The 19,483-nt window shown below is 65.0% G+C and carries 8 protein-coding genes; 3 read left to right on the forward strand and 5 right to left on the reverse strand.

Going from position 1 to position 19,483, the window contains the following annotated elements:
* Positions 1-91 precede the first annotated feature (91 nt).
* Positions 92-13,090, reverse strand: coding sequence for a non-ribosomal peptide synthetase (locus NPS46_RS19870; protein WP_274110147.1), 12,999 nt, complete (start codon positions 13,088-13,090; stop codon positions 92-94).
* Between the two features lie 69 nt (positions 13,091-13,159).
* On the reverse strand, positions 13,160-13,909 hold the full coding sequence (locus NPS46_RS19875; RefSeq protein ID WP_274110149.1) for a thioesterase II family protein: 750 nt from the start codon (positions 13,907-13,909) through the stop codon (positions 13,160-13,162).
* A 364-nt stretch (positions 13,910-14,273) separates the two neighbouring features.
* On the opposite strand from NPS46_RS19875, the gene NPS46_RS19880 reads away from it, so the two are divergent.
* Positions 14,274-14,840, forward strand: coding sequence for an RNA polymerase factor sigma-70 (locus NPS46_RS19880; RefSeq protein WP_274110151.1), 567 nt, complete (start codon positions 14,274-14,276; stop codon positions 14,838-14,840).
* Here the strand turns inward: NPS46_RS19880 and NPS46_RS19885 are convergent.
* From NPS46_RS19885 to NPS46_RS19895, 3 genes are all read right to left on the reverse strand, one after another.
* Positions 14,827-15,033 (reverse strand): hypothetical protein, encoded by a 207-nt coding sequence (locus NPS46_RS19885; RefSeq protein ID WP_274110153.1) that lies wholly within the window; start codon positions 15,031-15,033, stop codon positions 14,827-14,829. The two genes, NPS46_RS19880 and NPS46_RS19885, sit on opposite strands and share 14 nt — an antisense overlap.
* 93 nt (positions 15,034-15,126) lie before the next feature.
* Positions 15,127-15,873 (reverse strand): substrate-binding periplasmic protein, encoded by a 747-nt coding sequence (locus NPS46_RS19890; RefSeq protein WP_274110445.1) that lies wholly within the window; start codon positions 15,871-15,873, stop codon positions 15,127-15,129.
* Positions 15,874-16,003: 130 nt separating this feature from the next.
* Complete coding sequence (locus NPS46_RS19895) at positions 16,004-16,645, reverse strand: TetR/AcrR family transcriptional regulator (RefSeq protein WP_274110155.1); 642 nt, start codon at positions 16,643-16,645, stop codon at positions 16,004-16,006.
* A gap of 163 nt (positions 16,646-16,808) precedes the next feature.
* On the opposite strand from NPS46_RS19895, the gene NPS46_RS19900 reads away from it, so the two are divergent.
* Both NPS46_RS19900 and NPS46_RS19905 read left to right on the forward strand, forming a co-directional pair.
* Positions 16,809-18,599, forward strand: coding sequence for an acyclic terpene utilization AtuA family protein (locus NPS46_RS19900; protein WP_274110157.1), 1,791 nt, complete (start codon positions 16,809-16,811; stop codon positions 18,597-18,599).
* A gap of 12 nt (positions 18,600-18,611) precedes the next feature.
* Positions 18,612-19,481, forward strand: coding sequence for an SDR family oxidoreductase (locus tag NPS46_RS19905; RefSeq protein WP_274110159.1), 870 nt, complete (start codon positions 18,612-18,614; stop codon positions 19,479-19,481).
* Positions 19,482-19,483 lie beyond the last annotated feature (2 nt).

Consider the following 19,483-nt stretch of genomic DNA (forward strand, 5'->3'; position numbering starts at 1 on the left):
CGGCGTTATTCAACCCGCCACGGGCCTGCGGCCCTATCGCAGTCTGCTGCCAGGGGCTACGGAGCCCGTTGAAATCAACGAGCGACGCACCCTATAGATCCTCCAGCGCCGCCATCAGATCGCTCAGGCGATCGACCTTGGCACTGTCGATGTCACTGGCCTGCAAGCCATCGATATAGCCCGCCAGTTCCTCCACTGTGCTGCACTCGAACATCGCCCGTAGCGGCACATTGCGCTGCAGGGTCTTTTGCACCCTTGAGGCGATTTGGGTGGCCAGCAACGAGTGCCCGCCGAGTTCGAAGAAGTTGTCACGCACGCCCACCCGCTCGACCTTGAGCACCGCCCCCCAGATCCCGGCCAACGTGGTCTCCAGTTCATTGCGCGGCGCCAGGTAGTCCTGCCCCTGCAACTGGCCGATCTCCAGCGCCGGCAGGGCCTTGCGATCGAGCTTGCCATTGACATTGAGTGGCAACCGCGCCAGCCACAGCCAGTGCAACGGCACCATGTATTCCGGCAACTCACTGCGCAGGCGCTGCTTGATCTGTTCCAGTTGCACAGCCTCGTCCTGGACACCCTGCGCCACCAGGTAGCCCACCAGGTACTTGCCGTTCGGCCCTTCCTGAAGGCTGACCGCCGCTTCGCGAATCTGCGGCTGCTCATGCAGGCGCGCTTCGATCTCGCCCAGTTCGATCCGGTAACCGCGCAGTTTCACCTGATGGTCGACCCGGCCAACATACTCCAGCACCCCATCGACCCGACGCCGTGCCAAATCGCCACTGCGGTACAGCCGCTCGCCCGCCGCCCCGAACGGATTCGGCACAAAGACTGGCACCGTGCGCCGCGCATCCCCCACATAGCCGCGACCCACCCCCGCGCCAGCGATGCACAACTCGCCCACGGCCCCCAGCGGCACCAGCTCCAGCTCGGCATCGAGCAAGTACAGGCGATTGTTGTCAGTCGGGGTACCAATGGGCAGGTAGCTGCCACGAGTCGACGCCAGGTCGACCCGGAAAAACGCCACATCGTCCGAGCACTCAGCCGGGCCGTAGGCATTGACCAGCCCGACCTGTGGATAACGCAGCAACCATTGATGGGCCAGTTCCGGCGGCATCGCTTCTCCGGTCGGCAACAGCCAGCGCAGGCCCGCCAGCGGCCGCGCGTCCTGCGCCAGCAAGCCCTGGATCAGCGACGGCACGCTTTCCAGCACGCTGATGCCCTGCTGCTCGATATGTTCGAGCAAGCCTTGCGGATCATGGGCAATCACATTCGGCACAATCGCCACGCGCGCGCCGAACAGGGGCGCGGCGAGGAACTGCCAGACCGAAATATCGAAGCTCTGCGAGGCCGTCTGGGCGATCACGTCGTGCTCGTCCAGTTGCAGATAGGGCACCTTGCTCAATTGGTTATTGAGCATGCCGCGTTGCTCCACCATCACGCCCTTGGGCAAGCCGGTGGAGCCCGAAGTAAAGATCACATAGGCCAGATGGTCCGGGCCGCTGTAGCGGGCGGGATTGTCCTGCGCCCAGGACTGCACCTGCACCGCCTCCCACACCAGTAGCCGTGGCCGGACGGCACAGCCACTGGCATCGATCAGGGTTCGGGCCTGCTCCTGGCACGCCTGGCTGCAGACCAGCACCGGCGCGCGACTCAGTTCGAGAATGCGTTCCAGGCGCTGGGCCGGCAGCGCCGGGTCCAAGGGCAGATAACCTGAGCCCGCCTTGAAGCTGCCGACCATCATCCCCAGCAACTCCAGGCCCCGTTCGGCCAGTAGCGCCACCGGTTGATCGAAGCCCACCCCGGCCGCCACCAGGGCCTGGCCCAGGCGGTTGGCCCGCTGGTTCAACTCGGCATAACTCCAGTGCTGCTCCAGGCAACTGGCGACCACCCGCTCGGGGTGTGCGGCCACCCGGGCCTCGAACAGCTCGGCGTAACTGCGCTCCAGCGGATATTCGCGCGCGCTTTGGTTGCAGCCCTCGAGCAGAAACTCACGCTCCACCGCACCCAGCAGCGGCAAATCGGCCATCTGTCCGTGGAAACCGTCAACCAACGCCAGCAGCAGGCGCTTGAACTCGCCCAGCAGGCGCTCGACGCTGGCGGCCTCGAAATAGCGCCGGTCATAGGACAGGTGCAGGCCCAGGTCATCGCCCGGATAACAGACCGCCGTCAGCGGGAAGTTGGTGTGGGTACGGCCCGAGTCGGAGGTGGCATTGAGACTCTGCGCGCGGTCGAGCACCGCGACTTCCACCGGGGCGTTCTCGAACACGAACAGGCTGTCGAACAACGGCTGGCCCTTGGGCAGTTCGCTGAGTTCCTGAATCGTTACCAGCGGCAAGTATTCATACTCGCGCAGTTCCATATTGCGTTCGAGCAGTTCCCCCAGCCAGTGGCGCACGCTGCCCCCCTGGCCGTCCTCGGGGACCTGCACGCGCAGGGCGACGCTGTTGATGAACAGCCCGACGGTGCGCTGCATCTGCGGCATCTCTACCGGTCGACCAGCCACGGTGACGCCGAACAGCACGTCCCGCTCGCCGCTGAAGCGGCGCAGCACTAGGGCCCAGGCCGCCTGGGCGAAGGTATTGACCGTCAGTTGATGGGCCTGGGCCAGTTCGCGCAGACGCACACCGTCACGCGGCTCGAGCCGGGTATAGCAGTCGCCGACCAGCATGCCGCCGCTGTCACCGGCATGCTCGCGCAGAAAGGGTCGATCGCTGGGGATAGGGGTCGCGCGCTCGAAACCTTGCAGATTGTGCTGCCACCACTGCCTGGCGGCCTGCAGATCCTGGCGCTGCAACCAGGCGATATAGTCGCGATAACGCGGCGCACGCTCCAATTGGGCGCCGTCCTCGGCGGTGTACAAGGTGAAGAAATCACTCATCAGCAGCGAGCGGCACCAGGCATCGATCAGGATGTGGTGATTGCTCATCAGGAACCAGTAGCGCGCTGCGCCGACTTTGATCAGGCGCAGATGGAACGGCGCCTGGTGCAGCAGATCGAACCCGGCCTCGCGCTCCGCCTTGAGCAAGGCCTGCAAGCGCGGTTCCTGCTCCGGCTCGGCCATGTGGCTCCAGTCCTGGTAGTCGAACGGCACCGCGCCGGGCTTATGCACCACCTGCAACATCTGCTCGCCAACGCTCCAGCAGAACGACGCCCGCAGGGCTTCATGACGCGCGATCACCGCCTGCCAGGCCCGGGCAAAGCGCTCGGGGTCCAGCTCGCTGTTGATCCGGTAGCGGTCCTGCATGTAGTACAGACCGGTGCCTGGCTCCAGCAGGGTGTGCAGCAGCATGCCTTCCTGCATCGGCGTCAGCGGGTAGACGTCCTCGATCTGCGCTGCCATTACCGGTAGGCCATCGAGTTGCGCCTGGTCGAGCCGGGCCAGGGGGAAGTCCGACGGCGTCAGGCCCCCCGTACCGTCGCACAGGCAATGGTCGATCAGGCTGTGCAGTTCGTTGCAGTAGGCCTGCGCCAGTTCCTCGATCGTGTGCACCGCGTGCCGCTGGCCGCTGAAGGTCCAGCGCAGCAGCAGCTCACCGCCATAGACCTGGCTGTCGATGCTCAACTCGTTGGGCAACGGGGCGTCGGGATCATGGGCACTGCCCAGCGGTTCATCCAATGGACGCCATAGCGCCTCGGTGCCAAAACTCTGGTCGAACTGCCCCAGGTAGTTGAAGGTCACCGGGGCCACGGGCAATTCGGCCAGGCTCGCCCGGCTGGCGCTGTCCGCCAGGTAGCGCAACACGCCATAGCCCAGGCCCTTGTGCGGAACGCTGCGCAATTGCTCCTTGATGGCCTTGATCGACGCGCCCTGCCCGGCCGCTTCTTCGATCAGCAGCGGGGTCAGGCGCAACGGATAGGCACTGGTAAACCAGCCCACCGTGCGAGTCAGGTCGATTTCGTCGAACAGCGCTTCGCGGCCATGCCCTTCGAGCTGGATCAGCGCCGACGGTTGCCCATTCCAGCGACACAGCACACGGGCCAGAGCCGTTAGCAGCAGATCGTTGACCTGGGTGCGATAGGCACTGGGGGCCTGTTGCAACAGCTGGCGGGTGCGCTCGGCATCCAGGCGCACGCTAACGGTCTGTGCATGCCGTTGCAGGTTGCCACCCGCCGCATCGGTGCCCGGCAATAGCATCGGCGCACCGGCCAGTTGCGCCTGCCACCAGGCCGATTCTTCACGCAGCGATTCACTGCCCGCATAGGCGTGCAGGCGGTTCGCCCAGTCCCGCAGGGCACTGGTTTTCGCCGCCAGGGCTTGGGGCTGGGAGCTGCCCTGTTGACCATAGAGGTGCTGCAGGTCTTCGAGCAGCACCCGCCAGGACACCCCGTCGACCGCCAGGTGATGGATCGCCAACAACAAACGCTGGCGGCCCTGGGGATCTTCGGCCAATACCGCACGCACCAGTGGCCCCTGTTCGATATCGAGGCTGCGCTGGGCTTGCTCGAACAACGCCACGCAGTCCTGCAGATCGAGTACCCGTACCGACCAGAGCACGGCCGGCCCACCCGGCGCCCGGTACTCGCCACGCCATTGCCCGGCCTGTTGGGCAAAGCCCAGGCGCAGGGCATCGTGGTGTTCGAGCAGCGCCAGCAGCGCCTGTTCCAGGCGCCGGCCTTCAAGGGGCATCAGCGGCTCCAGCAACAACGCCTGGTTCCAGTGCTGACGCACGCCCATGGGTTGCTCGAAGAACCAGTGCTGGATCGGCGTCAACGCAGTGGCACCGCTCAACAGGCCCTGCTCGGCGACCACCTGTTCACTGCGGGTCGCCACCGCCGCGAGGGCCTGGATGCTCTGGTGCTGGAACAGGTCACGCGGGCTGAAATGGATGCCCAGCTGGCGTGCCCGGCTGACGACCTGGATCGACAGAATCGAGTCGCCGCCCAGCTCAAAGAAGTTGTCGTCCAGCCCGACCTGCGCCAGGTTCAGGACCTCGCCCCAGATCGTCGCCAACTGCGCTTGCAACGCGTTGCTCGGCGCCACATAGCGCTGGCGATTGAGTTCCAGGTCCGGGGCCGGCAAGGCCCGCCGATCGAGCTTGCCGTTGGTGGTCAACGGCAGGCGTTCGAGCAGTACCAGGTGAGTCGGCACCATGTAGTCCGGCAACTGGCGGCGCAACGCAGCCTTGAGGGACTCGCGCCACTGCGCCTGCTGCTCGTCATCCGCCGCGAACAGCGGACTGACCAGATACGCCGCCAGCTGTTTGCCGCCCGGCATATCGAGAGCCAGCACCACCGCTTCCAGGACCTGGGGCTGCTCCGCCAGACGCATCTCGATCTCGCCCAGCTCGATCCTGAAACCGCGGATTTTCACTTGCTGGTCAATCCGCCCGAGGAACTCCAGCAGGCCATCGGCGCGTTGGCGCACCCGGTCGCCGGTGCGGTACAAACGACCGCCGTCGAGGGCAAAGGGGTCGGCGACAAACCGTTCGCCCGTCAGCCCTGCACGCTCGTGATAACCCTGGGCCAGACCGGCACCGCCGATATACAGCTCGCCACTGCCACCCTGGGGCACCAGCGCCAGGTCGGCATCGAGCACATAGCCTCGGCGGTCACCCACCAGGCGGCCAATCGGCACACTGGCGGCGCCCTCCTCGAGGGCTTCAGGCGCCAGGCTGGCCAATGGCATGACCACGGTTTCAGTGGGGCCGTAGGCATTGAAGAACAGCGCCGGCGCGAAGGCCTGGCGAATCCGTTGCAGGTGCTCGCCGGTCAGGGCTTCACCGCCGGTGATACACATCCGCACCGGCAGGCGTTGCCCCTGGCTGGCCAGCCACTGCGCCAGCTGGCTGCCGTAGCTGGGGGTGAAACCGAGAATGCTGACCCGCTGCTCGCGGATCAATTGGCAGATCTGTTCGGCATCCCATTGCCCCTGGGCCCGCAGGACCACGCGGGCACCGCAGAGCAGCGGTACCAACAAGCGTTCGGTGGCGGCATCGAAGTTGATCGAATAGAAATGCAGCTCGCAATCATCAGCGCGCATGCCGAAGCGTTCGATCACCGCTTGGCAGTGCATGGCGATTTCCGCCTGGCCGACCACCACCCCCTTGGGCAGACCGGTGGAACCCGAGGTGTAGATCAGGTAGGCCTGATGCTCGGCCAGGGTCAGCGATACAGGCGCACTCGATGGATAGCCGGCCAGCGCCGAAACGTCGGTCTCCAGGCACCATTGGCCGACACCTTCAGGCAGTTCGCCCAGGGCCGCCAACAACGGCGCATTGCCCAACAGCAGCGCGACACCGCTGTCTTCGACCATATAGCGCAGACGTTCCAGCGGGTACTCGGGATCAAGCGGCACATAGGCCCCTCCGGCCTTGAGAATCGCCAGCAGGCCGATCACCATTTCCAGCGACCGCTCCAGCGCCAGGCCGACCCGTACCTGCGGGCCAACGCCGCGCTCGCGCAGCAGCCAGGCCAGGCGATTGGCCTGACGGTCCAGTTCGGCATAGCTCAGGGTCTGCTCGGCAAAGGTCAGGGCCGGCGCCTCGGGCCGCAGGCGGGCCTGCTCGGCAAACAGCTCATGCAGGCAGCGCCCGTCGGCCGTTCCGGTCGGTTCGCCCAGATACAGGCGACGTTGCTCTTCGCGCTGCAGCAACGGCAACTCGCCCACGCGCTGGGCCGGATCGCCCAGCAGCGCTTGCAGCAGCGTGGTCCAGTGCGCGGCCATCCGCGCGATGCGCGGCTCGTCGAACAGATCGCAGCTGTAGGTCAGGCAGCAGCCAAGGCGATGGTCGAGGTCAGTAACCTCCAGGTTGAGGTCGAACTTGGTCGCCCGCGCATCGTTGACCAGGTACTCGACCTGCAGGCCCGCCAGCGTGCGGCTTTGCTGGAACTCCCAGCGCTGGACATTGCACATCACCTGGAACAACGGATTGTAGGCGGCGCTGCGCGGCGGTTGCAGGGCCTCGACCAGATGGTCGAACGGTAGGTCCTGATGGGACTGGCCTTCGATCACGGTCTGGCGGACCTGTTCGAACAACTGGCCGACGCTCATCTGCCCGTCGATCCGGCAGCGCAGTACCTGGGTATTGAGAAAGGCGCCGATCAGCCCTTCACTCTCCGGACGGATGCGGTTAGCCACCGGCGCACCGATGCGCAGATCGTTCTGCCCACTGTAGCGGTAGAGCAGCACCGCGAGTGCGGCGGTCATGGTCATGAACAGCGTCAGCCCGTGCTCGGCATTGAACAAGCGCACTCGCTCGGCCAGCGTCTCGCTGAGGTCGAAGCGATAGAGCCCACCGCGATGGCTCTGCACCGGCGGCCGCGGTCGGTCGCTCGGCAGCTCCAGCAGCGGGTGTTCGTGACCCAGTTGGGCGACCCAGTAATCGAGCTGACGCTGGCGCTCACCGGCCTCCAGCCATTCGCGCTGCCAGGCGCTGTAGTCCAGGTACTGCACGGCCAGCGGTTCAAGTGGCGACTCGCGGTCGTCCAGGAACGCCTCATAGAGCACCCCCAGCTCCCGGGCGAAGATATCCATGGCCCAGCCTTCAGTGACGATATGGTGCAGGGTCAGGACAAAGTAGTGCTCCTGGGCGTCGGCCTTGACCAGGCAGGCACGCAACAGCGGCCCGGTTTCCAGGTCGAAGGGCTGGTGCGCCTGCTCGTCCGCGAAGGCCTGTAGACGTTGCTCACGCTCGGCGGCCGGCAGCGCGGAGTAATCCTGCCAGTGCATCCGCACGCACGATTGTGGCGCCACACGCTGACAGGCCACGCCATCGCGGCTTGGGAAAGTCGTACGCAGGGTTTCATGGCGCAGAATCAGCGCCTGCAAAGCCGCCTCGAAGCGGCCGATATCGAGCGACCCGCGCAACCGCGCCATGCCGCCGACGTTATAGGCCGGGCTGTCCGGCTCCAACTGCCACAGAAACCACATGCGCTGCTGGGAGTAGGACAGCGCTACCGCCTGACGGCGGTCGACCCGGGCAATCGGCGGCTGCTCGTTATGCAAGCCGGCGCTGCGCAAGGCCTGCACCTGCTCGACAAAGGCCCCCAGTTCGCTGGCCTCGAACAGCACGCGCAGCGCCAGCTCGACATCACAGGCCTGACGGGTGCGGGAAATAATTTGGGTGGCCAACAGGGAATGCCCGCCCAGGGCAAAGAAATCATCCTGTAAGCCGACCCGCTCCAGGCCGAGGACGGTGCACCAGATCTCGGCGATCTGGTGCTGCAACGGGCTTTGCGGCGGCACATGCTCGCGCAGTTGCCAGTGCGGCGCCGGCAGGGCCGTGCGGTCGAGCTTGCCACTGGGGCCCAGGGGCATGCTGTCCAGACGGATCAACTGTGCCGGGACCATATAGTCCGGCAGTTCCTCGGCCAACGCGGCCTTGAGCTGCTGGCTGTGCAGGCTTGCATCGCCTTCGTCGAGGCTGCTGGTGTAGTAGCCGATCAACTGCCCGCCGGCCGCCGTCTCGCGCACCACGATCACCGCCTGGGTAACCTCCGGCTGCGCCAGCAGGCGTGCCTCGATCTCCTGGGGTTCCAGGCGAAAGCCGCGCAATTTGACCTGCTGATCGAGCCGCCCCAGGTAGTGCAACGCACCATCGGCACCCCAGCGCACACGGTCGCCGGTGCGGTACAAACGCTCACCCGCCGTGCCGAGCGGGTCCGCGACAAAGCGCTCGGCGCTCAGCCCCGGACGGCCCAGATAACCACGGGCCAGGCCGATGCCACCAATCCACAGCTCCCCCGGTACGCCACTGGGCAGCGGGTTCAGTTCGGCGTCCAGGACCCGGCACAACACATTGCCCAGGGGCCGGCCGATGGGTGATTGCTCGCCGTCCTCGCGCGAGCACGCCCAGTGGGTCACGTTGATGGCCGTTTCGGTCGGTCCGTAACGGTTGTGCAGACGCACCGCCAGCAACTGGGCCAATACCCGGTCGCGCAGGGCCGCCGACAAGGCCTCGCCACCCGAAAACAGCCGGCGCAGGCTGCTGCAACCGGCGCTGAGCGGCTCCTCGATAAACACCTGCAACAGCGGTGGGACAAAGTGCAGCGTAGTCACGCCAAAAGCCTGGACCAACTGCGCGATCCGCCGTGGATCACGGTGTTCGCCCGGCCCGGCCAGCACCAGACGGCAGCCCGTCACCAGTGGCCAGAAACACTCCCATACCGAAACATCAAAACTGATGGGGGCCTTCTGCATCAGCACATCATCGGCCTGCAACCCATAGGTGGCCTGCATCCATTGCAGCCGCTCGGCCAGGGCGCCATGGGTAATACCGACGCCCTTGGGTTGGCCGGTGGAACCGGAGGTGTAGATCACATAGGCCAGGTTATCGCCTTCCAGGTGCAGGCCCGGCGCGTGGCTGGGCCAACTGTCGAGGTTGAGCAGGTCCATGGCGATGGCGCTGACACCGGTAGCGGTCGGCAGGCTGTCGAGCAGTGAGCTGTGCGTCAGCAGCAGTTCCACGCCACTGTCGGCCAGCATGTAGGCCAGGCGCTCGGCCGGATACTCCGGGTCCAGGGGCACATAGGCGCCACCGGCCTTGATGATCGCCAGCAGGCCCACCAGCAGTTGCGGCGAACGTTCGAGGGCAATCGCCACTGGCACATCCGGGCCGACGCCCTTGTCGCGCAGGTAGTGGGCCAGGCGATTGGCCTGGGCATGCAGTTGCGCCACACTCAGCTCCCCGCCTTCCCACAGCAATGCCGGGCGTTCGGGGCTCAGCAGCGCCTGGCGATCGAGAGCCTCGGCCAACCAGACCGTGGCCGGCGCGCAGGCCGCCGCGCCCCAGGCCAGTTGCTCGCGCTGATCGGTCGCACTGAACAGCGGCAGATCGCCAAGGGCGGCATGGGGCTGGGCGCAGGCCTGTTGCAGCAGTTCGACAAAATGCCCGGCCAGGCGCTCGATGGTCTCACGCTCGAACAACTCGTCGGCGTAGTCGAAGGCCAGGCTCAAGTGCCCATGGCGGTCTTCCTCAGTGTGCAGTTGCAGGTCGAACTTGGCTTCGCGGCTGTGCCACGGCAGCTCTTCGGCCACTAACCCGGGCAGACGCTGCAACGCGCCCAGGTCGCGCTGCTGGTGGTTGAACATGACCTGGAACAGCCCCGTCTCGCGCGCCTCGGGAAAAGCCTCGAGCAACTGCTCGAACGGCAGGTCCTGATGGGCCTGGGCGCCCAGCGTGGCGTCACGCACCTGGGCCAGCAAGGCACTGAATGGCTGGCGCGGATCGAGCTGCGCGCGCAGCACCAGGGTGTTGATAAAGAATCCGATCAAGCCCTGGGTCTCCAGGCGCGGGCGGTTGGCACCGGGCACCCCGACACGGATATCACGCTGGCCGCTGTAGCGGTGCAGCACCGCCTGGTAGACCGCGAGCAGCAGCATAAATGGCGTGGCGTCGAAGGTCTGGGCCACAGCGCGTACCTGGGCACTGAGCCCGGCCTCCAGGCGCAGGCTGTAGCGCGCCGCACTGTGGGCCTGGCGCGCCGAACGCGGATGATCGGTGGCCAGGGCCAGGGCCGGCTGCTCGCCGGCCAGTTGCTGCTGCCAATAGGCAAGCTGGCGCGCGGCCTCGCCGGCGCCCAGCCAATGACGCTGCCAGGCAGCGAAGTCGGCATAGCCCAGCGGCAGCGGCGCCAGCTCGGCACGAACGCCCTGGGTCGCGGCCGCGTAGAGGCAGGCGAATTCATCGAGCAGAATATTGAGCGACCAGCCATCGGCGATGATGTGGTGCAAGGTCACCAACAACTGATGCTCCTGCGCATCGAGCCGGACCAGGCTCACCGCCAGCAACGGGTCGTGTTGCAGATCGAAGGCGGTCCGGGCCTTGTCCTCGCGAATCTGCGCGGCGCGGGCTTCACGCTCCGACGCCGGGAGATGGCTGAGGTCGATGCACTGCAGTTCGAAGGCCTGGGTCGGCTCGACCCGTTGCAGGGCTTGCCCGCCGTGCTCGTAAAAACGCGTGCGCAAGGCTTCGTGGCGCTCGATCAGGTGCTCGAAGCTTTGGCGCAGCGCCGTTTCATCCAGTTCGCCGCGCAAGCGCAATGCGCCGGGAATGGTGTAGGCGCTGCTTTGGGGATCCAACTGCCAGAGAAACCACAAACGGTTCTGCGCGAGGGATTGCGCCAGGCCCTGATCACGGTCCAGCTGGACAATGGCGCTCTGGCGTTGCCGGCCGGCACTGCGCAGTGCCGCAACCTGCGCGGTAAACCCCGCCAGCGTCGGTGATTCGAACAGCAGTCGCAGGTTCAGGTCGATGTCCAATTCGTCACGCAGGCGCGCAATCACCTGGGTGGCGCTGATGGAGTTACCGCCCAACAGGAAAAAATGCCCATCGCCGGCCACATGCTGGCCCTGCAACTGTTCGCTCCAGCAGCGCGCGATCAGCGCTTGCAGATCGGCGTCGGCCTCGACCGCCTCGACCGCTTCGCCGGACGCCACCGGTAACGCGGGAAACAGCGCATAGCTGTCCAGGCTGCCATCGGCCAGACGAGTGCGACAGGCCGAGCGTTGCAACTTACCGCTGGAGGTCTTGGGCAAGGCGCCGGGATTAAGCAGCACCACGACGCTGGGCGCCTCCTGGTACGCCTCGGCGACAGCCTCGCGAATCGCCTTGATCAATGCCTCCGGCGGCAGGATTTTTTGCACGCTGCGGCTGATTTCCGCAGCAATGCCAATGCCTTCCTGGCCCTGGGCACTCACCGCAAATGCCGCGACCCGGCCCTTGCGCACCACCTCCACCTCGCGTTCGACGGTTTGCTCGATGTCCTGGGGGTAGAGGTTATGACCGCGCACAATCAGCAGGTCTTTCAGGCGGCCGGTGATGTACAACTGGCCTTCGCGCAGGAAGCCCAGGTCGCCGGTACGCAACCAGGTCCCCCCGGCATGTTCGACAAAAGTGCTGGCCGAGGCCGTGGGATCGCGCCAGTAACCCCGGGCAATGCTCGGGCCCGTGGCCCAGACTTCCCCGACCTGGTTTTGCGCCAGCGGCACCAGGCTGACGGGATCGGCGATCAATACACCATGGCCCGGCTGCGCGGTGCCACAGCTCATGACCGGACTGCCCTGGCCCGGCTCGACGCGATTGTCGGCCAGCGCGCGCTCATCCAGGCGCAACGCGGGGATGCCCTCGCCCCGGCGCCCACCGGCCACGAACAGTGTCGCTTCGGCCAGGCCATAGGACGCAAAAAAACTGCTGTCGCTGAAACCGCAGCCAGCAAATTTCTGCGCGAAATGCTCCAGGCTGTCCTGGCGAATCGGCTCGGAGCCCGAATAGGCCACGCGCCAGTGGCTCAGGTCGAGCCGTGCCAGCGCGGCCTCGCTGACCCGCTCGCTGCACAGGCGGTAGGCAAAGTCCGGCCCGCCACTGATGGTGCCGCCGTATTGGCTGATCGCCTCCAGCCAGCGCAGCGGACGCGCCAGGAAGTACGCCGGGGCCATCAACACGCAGGGCACGCCACTGAAGATCGGCTGCAACAAGCCACCGATCAGCCCCATGTCGTGATAGAGCGGCAACCAGCTGACGATCACATCGTCAGGATTGAGATCGATGCCAAACCCCTCACGGATCAACCGCTCATTGGCCACAAGGTTGCCATGGCTGACCTCCACGCCCTTGGGCAACGAGGTGGAACCGGAGGTGTATTGCAGGAAGGCGATATCGTCGGCGTGCAACACTGGGGCCTGCCAGCGCTCGGCCTGGACCGGATCAAGGCTGTCGACGCACAGCAGCAGCGGCGCACCGACGGCGTGCAGGGCATCGAGTTGCAGCAGGGGCTCGCGCAAAGCCGCGCTGGTCAGCAGCAGGCGGGGCTCGGCATCGGCCAGGATCGACAGCAATCGCTCCTGATGATGACGCCGGGTCGACTCCGGCGGATACGCCGGCACGGCGATCACCCCGGCGTACAGGCAACCGAAGAACGCCGCGACATAGTCCGGGCCACTTGGAAACAGCAGCACCGCCCGCTCACCCACCTCGACCTCGGCCTGCAGGGCAGCGGCGATGGTCCGCGCGCGCTGGTCCAGGTCACGGTAGGTCAGCACCACCCCCGCTTCCTGCTCATCGCTGAGAAACCGCAGGGCCAACCGGTCCGGCGTCAGTGCCGCGCGGCGTTGAAGAGCATGGGCCAGGGTGCTGGGGAGTTCGAATGCGTCCATCGTGGGATTCCTGCCTGGATTCGGCTTGCCAATAGGGGTCGTAAAAACGCGAGCGGGTGACGCAGCTAGTCAGCTGGCCACACGCACGGCCTGTCGCGCTGCGCCATTGCGCCAGCGGGCCAAGTGTTCATCGGTATAGCGCCGCAGATAGCGCAGTAGCTGCGCCTCTTCGGCGTGGAGGTAGAAGTGATGGCCCTCGAACATATCCAGGGAAAACCCGATGCTGGTTTCCTCCTGCCAGTCGAGCAGCTCGTCGGCACGGACACTGTCCTGCTTGCCGCCAAACACATGCAACGGGATCGCCAGGGGCTCGCGTACGCCGTAGCGGAAGCTGCCGCACAACAGAAAATCGGCGCGCAGGATCGGCAACATCAAAGCCATCAGTTCGCGGTTAGCCAGCGCTTCTTCTGCCGTGCCGCCCAGCTCGCGCAAACGCGCCAGCAACTGGGCGTCGGTCTTCTCGACGGCGTAATCGCTCACATCGCGGCGTGCCGGGCCAGCGGTCGCCGAAACAAACAGCGCCAGCGGCGCCGGCAGGCCGCGCTCACGCAGGGCATGGGCCAGTTCGAAGGCCAGCAGGCCGCCCAGGCTATGGCCGAACAAGGCATAGGGGCGATCCAGCTCGGCGCGAATTTCATCGGCCAACTGCCCGGCCAGGCGCGCGATGTCCCGTTGCAGCGGTTCGTCCATACGCATGCCACGTCCGGGCAACTCGATGGGACGCACGTGCAGCCACTGCGGCACATGCCGCCGCCAACGGCTGTAGACCATGGCGCTGGCCCCTGAATACGGTAGACAGAACAGACGCACGCCGGTCATTGCACGCCTCCCAAGAGCAGGAATGCACCCCGCCAGACCGGGCGTAACCCTTCGCCCTCTCGCCGTTTGTGCTGCGCCATGACCATCTCGTTCTCCCGTGGATGCACATTGCAAGCCGATGCCTAAACCCGGCCTGTCCACCATGAAAACGGATGAAGGATTGAAATAATTAGTCGCCACTGTGCTCTGCATCCGGTTTGTTTCAGGGGCCGTGATGGCAGCACTGATGGCATCTTTCAATGCTCAAATAATTACATTTCGCATTTGACAATAATTATCATCAGACCTAATTTGTTGCCCGATATGTAGGACGGCGCCCAGTGAAAAGCCCGCCCGCTAACCACTCTGTAACAAGGTGATTTCCATGACGGAACACGTATCCACAAGCAAGTGCGATTCACCGTTACTCCAGGCCTTCGTCGACAACCGCCTGATCCTGGTCAAGATCGCGGCGCGTATCACCGGCTGCCGCTCAAGGGCCGAGGATGTGGTGCAGGACGCCTTTTTCCGCCTGCAATCGGCTCCCCAGATCACCTCCTCGTTCAAGGCCCAGCTCAGCTACCTGTTCCAGATCGTGCGCAACCTGGCGATCGATCACTATCGCAAGCAGGCGTTGGAGCAGAAGTATTCCGGCACCGAAGAGGAAGGGCTGAATGTGGTCATCCATGGTGCCTCGCCGGAAACCTCCCATATCAATTTCTCGACCCTGGAACATATCGCCGACGCGCTGAACGAACTGCCCAAGCGCACTCGCTATGCGTTCGAGATGTACCGCCTGCATGGCGTGCCGCAGAAGGACATCGCCAAGGAGTTGGGCGTCTCGCCGACCCTGGTCAACTTCATGATTCGCGATGCGCTGGTGCATTGCCGCAAGGTCTCCGGCGCCAAGGCCGACACCTTTGCCCAGCGTCCGAGCCCTAGCGCTTCGTAGCGCCCCGGCCCAGCATCAGCAGCGCGGCGCGCTTGTGCGCGAAATCGAACTCCCCGGCGCAGTGCATACAGCGGTTATGTCGCTCGCTGCCCGGGGGTTGGCCGCCGATCCGCGCGGGCAGGTCATGGTGCGCCAAGGCCGAAAACCAGCAGGCGGTCTTGAGCGGTAGAGCATCGTCACTGCAACTGGACATGACAGCGCGGGACACGGGTCGTGGAGTTATCTGTAGGACGTGGCCCGAACGCCGGAATTTAGCCGGTGGGCCGCGCAGCACATGAGAACGCGCTTATGGAGCGACCGGCAGTACGTCGATTCGGTAAGGGCGGAAGATGCGTTGCAGCTCGCCCAGCTCCCGCAGATGGGCCAGCATCCGGGCAAATTCAGCCGGGCTGATCGCGGCCTTCGGGCGGATCAAGGCGTAGTGGTGATAGACCTGATCCGTGCGTACGGAGATCAGCAGTTGCCCGGCAACCGCTGGGTTACGCACCAGGTAGTCACTTAGGTAGGAACGGGTGATGAGTGCCATGTCCGCACGCCCGCGCAACACCATCAGCAGGTTGCTGTCGTGGGAGTAGGTCAGGGTCGCGTTGTAGTGATTGGCGAGGTAACGCGGGTCCGGATTGAAATCGGCAAAGGCATAGTGATAGCCGCTAAACAGCGCCAGGCGCTTGTCGCGCAGGTCATCAAAGTACGGCTGCTGGCGCCCGTCCATGCGCTGGGCGACAAACACTTCGGCATCTTCCAGGCCCATGTCGACGGTGCCATGGGGAATGTCCTGCCAGCCCCACTGGGGGTTCTCGAAGATCGCCATATCGATCCGGCTCTGTTCGAAGTCGCGGAACCGTCGTGGAATCGAGGTTGGCACCAGCACAAACTGGAAATCGCTCTGCGCACGGTTCAGAGATTCGATCAGTTGCGGCAGGATACCCGTGTCAGCACCCTGCTCCGGACGAATGGTGTAAGGCGGAAAATGCGCGGCACCGACCCTGACCAGTTGCCCGGCCGCCGCCGACAGGGAAACCAGCAGCATCATGACCGACACGAGAAATCCATAGGCCATCCAAATTGGCGAAGACTTCAAGGCAACCCACCTCAGCTTGAGACTCGATCCGGCTAAGCTAGGCGTTTTTGTCGTCTTAGACAACTTCCACGCAGGTCCGCCATCAAGCAGGCAAATCCGCGGGACAGTCCTTGAGCACCAGCAGCAGCGCTTCCTCGGCCAGTTGCTCCAGGCTCATGCTGCCATCGGCACGGAACCAGGTGATGGTCCAGGACAGGGCCCCAGTGAGAAATCGGCGCGTCACAAACAGATCGCCACGGATATACCCCGCCGCCTTCGCTTCACCCAGCACCTGCATCCACAGGTTTTCGTAGATATCACGCAGGGCCAGCACCCGCACTTGGGCCTCGGCCGACAACGAGCGCCATTCGTAGACCAACACCGCCATCGCCTCGCCACTGCCGCCCATGATCGACTGCAACTCGCAACGGATCAGCGCCAGCACCCGCTCGCGCACACTGTCGGCTTCGCTCAGGGCCGCTTCCATCAGCGCAGTGTTGTAGCGGATGGTCTCCTCCATCACCGCACGCAGGATATCGTCCTTGCTCTTGAAGTGATGAAAAATGCTGCCGGACTGGATCCCCACCGCGCCCGCAAGGTCGCGCACTGTGGTGCGTTCATAGCCCTTGTTGCGAAACAGGTGGGCTGCCACTTGCAGCAGCTTGCCGCGCGCACTCTGCGGATCGGTCAATTGCCCGTTGTCGATCAACTCATGCATCACTCGCAGGGCTTTTTGCTCGTCCACGGCGCTCTCCTCAGCTCGACCTATGCTAGTCGCAGCCCCGGAAACCGGGAGCTGCGCGCGCAATTTAAGCCTCCGGGGGCACCCAAGCAAGCGCTCGGGCAGAAGGATTTACAAACCAAGCGCTTGCTTGGTAGTCTCGCTACAGCTTATTTCGGAGGCTGACATGACAGGAACCGTTCGCATCGGTTGCGCCAGTGCATTCTGGGGCGACACCTCGACCGCCGCCGCCCAACTGGTCGAAGGCGGCCGGCTGGATTACCTGGTGTTCGATTACCTGGCGGAGATCACCATGTCGCTGCTGGCCGGCGCACGGATGAAAAACCCCCAGGCCGGTTACGCCACGGATTTTGTCGAAGTGCTCGAACCCTTGCTGGGCGAGATCGCCCGCCAGGGTATTCGCGTGATCAGCAATGCCGGCGGGGTCAATCCCCAGGCCTGCGCCGCCGCCCTGCAGGCCGCCTGCGATAGGGCCGGCGTCGCGCTGAAAATCGCCGTGGTGCTGGGCGACGACCTGCAACCCCAGTTCAAGCAACTAGCGAGCCAGGGCATTCATGAAATGTTCAGCGGCGCACCGCTGCCCCCGTTGTGCGTATCGACCAACGCCTACCTGGGCGCTCCGGCGCTTGTCGAAGCCCTGCGCCTGGGCGCCGATATCGTGATCAGTGGACGCGTCGTCGACAGCGCGGTGGTCAGCGCAGCACTGGTCCACGAGTTCGGTTGGTCCTGGCAGGATTATGACAAGCTGGCCCAGGCCGCCCTCGCCGGGCATTTGATCGAGTGCGGCGCTCAATGCACCGGCGGTAATTTCACCGACTGGCGCGAAGTACCGGACTACGCCCATATCGGCTTCCCGATTATCGAAGCCGGCAGCGACGGACAATTCACCCTGACCAAGCCACCCGGCACCGGCGGACGGGTAACCCCACTGACCGTGGGCGAACAACTGCTCTATGAAATCGGCGACCCCGGCGCCTACCTGCTGCCGGATGTGGTCTGCGACTTCACCCAGGTCAAACTGCGCCAACAAGGCCCTGACCAGGTGCACGTCAGCGGCGCCCTCGGCCTGCCGCCCAGCGGTCTGTACAAGGTCAGCGCCACCTACCCGGACGGCTTTCGCTGCACCGCCAGTTGCCTGATCGCCGGCATCGATGCGGTGGCCAAGGCCGAGCGCGTCAGCCAGGCGATTATCGACAAAACCGCCGAAATGTTCGTTGCCCGCGGCTGGCCGCCCTACACCGAAGTCAATATCGAACTGCTCGGCAGCGAGGCCACTTACGGGCCTCACGGCCAGCGCCGCGACAGTCGCGAAGTGGTCATCAAACTGGCCGTGCGCCATCCCCTCAAACAGGCCCTGATCCTGTTTTCCCGGGAGATCGCCCAGGCCGCCACCGGCATGGCGCCGGGGTTGACCGGGATCGTCGGCGGGCGGCCTACGGTGTACCCGCTGATCCGACTGTTTTCATTTCTGTTGGAGCGCGCTGCCTGCCCGTTGCAGGTCCTGCTCGAGGGCCAGCCGCACCCATGCGCCTTGCCGTCGATAGACGCCACCGGCAGCGACCACCTGCCCGCCCACCCGCGGCCACCGCGCCCTGAAGGCCGCGCCGACGCCAACGTGCCATTGGTGCGTCTGGCCGTGGCGCGCTCCGGCGACAAGGGCAATCACAGCAATATCGGAGTCATGGCCCGACGGCCCGAGTACCTGCCCTGGATCGCCGAAGCCCTGACACCCGCCGTAGTCGTCGACTGGATGAGCCATGTGCTCGACCCCGTACAGGGTCGGGTCGAACGCTGGTACTTGCCGGGTACCCACAGCCTCAATTTTCTGCTGGAGAACGCCCTCGGAGGCGGCGGCGTGGCCAGCCTGCGCATCGACCCCCAGGGCAAGGCATTTGCCCAGCAACTGCTGGAAATCCAGATTCCCGTGCCTCGTCATATCGCCGATCAACTTGCCTGAGGGAACGTCACCGTGGCCTACGCTAGCGTGTTCAAAGCCGAGCTGTTTCGCGGCCAGACCCTGATCGTCACCGGCGGTGGCAGCGGCATCGGCCGCTGCACCGCCCATGAACTGGCCGCCCTGGGCGCCCATGTACTGCTGGTGGGACGCACACCGGAAAAGCTGGCAAAGGTCGCCGGGGAAATCCGCGAAGACGGCGGCCAGGCCAACTGGCGTGCTTGCGATATTCGCGACGAAGAGGCCGTTCGCGCCCTGGTCGCCGAATGGATTGCCCAACACGGACCGATCCACGGGCTGGTCAATAATGCCGGCGGCCAATACCCCGCGCCCCTGGCGACGATCAATCAGAAAGGCTTTGAAACGGTGCTGCGCACCAACCTGGTCGGCGGCTTCCTGATGGCCCGCGAGGTCTTCAACCAGTCCATGAGCCAGCACGGCGGCAGTATCGTCAATATGCTCGCCGACATGTGGGGGGGCATGCCCGGTATGGGCCACTCCGGCGCTGCGCGCTCAGGCATGGATAACTTCACCAAGACCGCAGCCGTCGAATGGGGCTATGCCGGTGTGCGGGTCAACGCCGTCGCGCCGGGCTGGATTGCCTCCAGCGGCATGGACACCTACGAAGGGGCGTTCCAGAAAGTGATCCCGACCCTGCGCGAGCAGGTGCCACTCAAACGCATCGGCACCGAGTCGGAAGTCAGCGCCGCGATTGTATTTCTGCTGAGCCCGGCGGCGGCCTTTATCAGCGGCAGCACCTTGCGCATCGACGGCGCCGCCAGCCTTGGCGGGCGGGCCTGGCCACTGCACCCGGCGCAGCACGGCGAAGCCTTCAATGGCTTCCACCGTGCCTGTCTGCCGGATGTGCTCAAGGACGAGGACTGAAC

Origin of the sequence: Pseudomonas putida, from assembly GCF_028682395.1 — a bacterium.
GTDB lineage: Bacteria > Pseudomonadota > Gammaproteobacteria > Pseudomonadales > Pseudomonadaceae > Aquipseudomonas > Aquipseudomonas putida_AB.

What these genes read in the sequence shown, in the direction of transcription:
- NPS46_RS19900 (WP_274110157.1), top strand. Translation starts at nt 16,809, where the DNA reads ATGACAGGAACCGTTCGCATCGGTTGCGCCAGTGCATTCTGGGGCGAC.
- NPS46_RS19870 (WP_274110147.1), bottom strand. Translation starts at nt 13,090, where the DNA reads ATGGACGCATTCGAACTCCCCAGCACCCTGGCCCATGCTCTTCAACGC.
- NPS46_RS19880 (WP_274110151.1), top strand. Translation starts at nt 14,274, where the DNA reads ATGACGGAACACGTATCCACAAGCAAGTGCGATTCACCGTTACTCCAG.
- NPS46_RS19890 (WP_274110445.1), bottom strand. Translation starts at nt 15,873, where the DNA reads ATGATGCTGCTGGTTTCCCTGTCGGCGGCGGCCGGGCAACTGGTCAGG.
- NPS46_RS19875 (WP_274110149.1), bottom strand. Translation starts at nt 13,909, where the DNA reads ATGACCGGCGTGCGTCTGTTCTGTCTACCGTATTCAGGGGCCAGCGCC.
- NPS46_RS19885 (WP_274110153.1), bottom strand. Translation starts at nt 15,033, where the DNA reads ATGTCCAGTTGCAGTGACGATGCTCTACCGCTCAAGACCGCCTGCTGG.